Source organism: Salinicola rhizosphaerae (genome assembly GCF_014652715.1).
GTDB classification, from domain to species: Bacteria; Pseudomonadota; Gammaproteobacteria; order Pseudomonadales; family Halomonadaceae; genus Salinicola; species Salinicola rhizosphaerae.
Genome location: NZ_BMZI01000015.1, coordinates 1 through 3,087 on the forward strand (window position 1 = coordinate 1; position 3,087 = coordinate 3,087).

A 3,087-nucleotide genomic window follows, 5' to 3' on the forward strand; every position below is an offset into this window, starting at 1 on the left:
GCTTATGGCTCTAAACGCTCTTTAACAATTTGGATCATGCTGACAGTTCTTTCTCATTCGCAGTTGGGATGAGGAAAAACGAAAGTGATACGTCTCAAGCGTATCCGGCAATTGTCGTATCGATCGCTGATCAGACTCCTTCGGGTTATATGGTCAAGCGATTAAGCGCACACGGTGGATGCCTTGGCAGCCAGAGGCGATGAAGGACGTTGTAGCCTGCGAAAAGGCTCGGTGAGGTGGCAAACAACCTGTGACCCGGGCATGTCCGAATGGGGAAACCCACCCAGCATAAGCTGGGTATCCCACACTGAATCCATAGGTGTTGGGAAGCGAACCGGGGGAACTGAAACATCTAAGTACCCCGAGGAAAAGAAATCAACCGAGATTCCCCCAGTAGCGGCGAGCGAACGGGGAGTAGCCCTTAAGCATGTGACTGGTTAGACAAACGGTCTGGAAAGGCCGGCCATAGTGGGTGATAGCCCCGTCGTCGAAAACCTGAATGTGTGAAATCGAGTAGGTCGGGGCACGTGAAACCCTGACTGAACATGGGGGGACCATCCTCCAAGGCTAAATACTCCTGGCTGACCGATAGTGAACCAGTACCGTGAGGGAAAGGCGAAAAGAACCCCGGAGAGGGGAGTGAAATAGATCCTGAAACCGTGTGCGTACAAGCAGTGGGAGCAAGCTTTGTCTTGTGACCGCGTACCTTTTGTATAATGGGTCAGCGACTTATATTCAGTGGCGAGCTTAACCGTATAGGGGAGGCGTAGAGAAATCGAGTCTTAACTGGGCGACCAGTCGCTGGATATAGACCCGAAACCGGGCGATCTATCCATGGCCAGGGTGAAGGTTGAGTAACATCAACTGGAGGCCCGAACTCAAGTATGTTGAAAAATGCTGAGATGAGCTGTGGATCGGAGTGAAAGGCTAATCAAGCTCGGAGATAGCTGGTTCTCCTCGAAAGCTATTTAGGTAGCGCCTCACGTATTACCGCCGGGGGTAGAGCACTGTTTCGGCTAGGGGCCCATCCCGGGTTACCAACCCGAGGCAAACTCCGAATACCGGTGAGTAGAGCGTGGGAGACACACGGCGGGTGCTAACGTCCGTCGTGAAAAGGGAAACAACCCAGACCGTCAGCTAAGGCCCCCAAATTCTGGTTAAGTGGGAAACGATGTGGGAAGGCATAGACAGCTAGGAGGTTGGCTTAGAAGCAGCCATCCTTTAAAGAAAGCGTAATAGCTCACTAGTCGAGTCGGCCTGCGCGGAAGATGTAACGGGGCTCAAACCAGATGCCGAAGCTACGGGTTCATCCTCTGGATGAGCGGTAGAGGAGCGTCGTGTAAGCCTGCGAAGGTGTGTCGAGAGGCATGCTGGAGGTATCACGAGTGCGAATGCTGACATGAGTAACGACAAGGGGAGTGAAAACCTCCCCCGCCGGAAGACCAAGGGTTTCTGTTCTACGTCAATCGGAGCAGAGTGAGTCGGCCCCTAAGGCGAGGCTGAAAAGCGTAGTCGATGGGAAACGGGTCAATATTCCCGTACCGGATGTGATTGCGATGGGGGGACGAAGAAGGCTAGGTGAGCCAGGCGTTGGTTGTCCTGGTGAAAGTCAGTAGGCTGAGATCTTAGGCAAATCCGGGATCTCAAGGCCGAGAGACGAGACGAACGGACTACGGTCCGGAAGTCATCGATGCCACGCTTCCAGGAAAAGCCTCTAAGCTTCAGATCACATGCGACCGTACCCCAAACCGACACAGGTGGTCAGGGTGAGAATCCCAAGGCGCTTGAGAGAACTCGGGTGAAGGAACTAGGCAAAATGGCACCGTAACTTCGGGAGAAGGTGCGCCGGCTTAGGGTGAAGGACCTCGCGTCCCGAGCTCGAACCGGTCGAAGATACCAGGTGGCTGCAACTGTTTATTAAAAACACAGCACTCTGCTAACGCGTAAGCGGACGTATAGGGTGTGACGCCTGCCCGGTGCCGGAAGGTTAATTGATGGTGTTAGCCGTAAGGCGAAGCTCTTGATCGAAGCCCCGGTAAACGGCGGCCGTAACTATAACGGTCCTAAGGTAGCGAAATTCCTTGTCGGGTAAGTTCCGACCTGCACGAATGGCGTAATGATGGCCACGCTGTCTCCACCCGAGACTCAGTGAAATTGAAATCGCAGTGAAGATGCTGTGTACCCGCGGCTAGACGGAAAGACCCCGTGAACCTTTACTATAGCTTCACACTGGACGCTGATGTTGCTTGTGTAGGATAGCTGGGAGGCTTGGAAACCGGGACGCCAGTTCCGGTGGAGCCAACCTTGAAATACCAGCCTGGCATCATTGGCGTTCTAACTTGGCACCGTGATCCGGTGTGAGGACAGTGTGTGGTGGGTAGTTTGACTGGGGCGGTCTCCTCCGAAAGCGTAACGGAGGAGCACGAAGGTACCCTCAGCACGGTTGGAAATCGTGCATTGAGTGCAAGAGCATAAGGGTGCTTAACTGCGAGACAGACACGTCGAGCAGGTACGAAAGTAGGTTCTAGTGATCCGGTGGTTCTGTATGGAAGGGCCATCGCTCAACGGATAAAAGGTACTCCGGGGATAACAGGCTGATACCGCCCAAGAGTTCACATCGACGGCGGTGTTTGGCACCTCGATGTCGGCTCATCACATCCTGGGGCTGAAGTCGGTCCCAAGGGTATGGCTGTTCGCCATTTAAAGTGGTACGCGAGCTGGGTTTAGAACGTCGTGAGACAGTTCGGTCCCTATCTGCCGTGGGCGTTGGAGATTTGAGAAGCGCTGCTCCTAGTACGAGAGGACCGGAGTGGACGTACCTCTGGTGTTCCGGTTGTCACGCCAGTGGCATCGCCGGGTAGCTATGTACGGACGGGATAACCGCTGAAAGCATCTAAGCGGGAAGCCCCCTTCAAGATGAGATCTCCCCGAGACTTCGAGTCTCCTAAAGGGTCCAGCAAGACGAGCTGGTTGATAGGCACGGTGTGGAAGCGCTGCAAGGCGTTGAGCTAACGTGTACTAATGCCCCGTGAGGCTTGACCATATAACCCCAAGGGGTCTGGCAACACCAGATCCGGTCGCGATCGA

The 3,087-nt window shown here is 54.3% G+C and carries 1 rRNA gene; it reads left to right on the forward strand.

Going from position 1 to position 3,087, the window contains the following annotated elements:
* The first annotated feature begins 151 nt into the window (after nucleotides 1-151).
* Nucleotides 152-3,043 (forward strand): 23S ribosomal RNA (locus IE125_RS19115).
* Nucleotides 3,044-3,087: the final 44 nt, after the last annotated feature.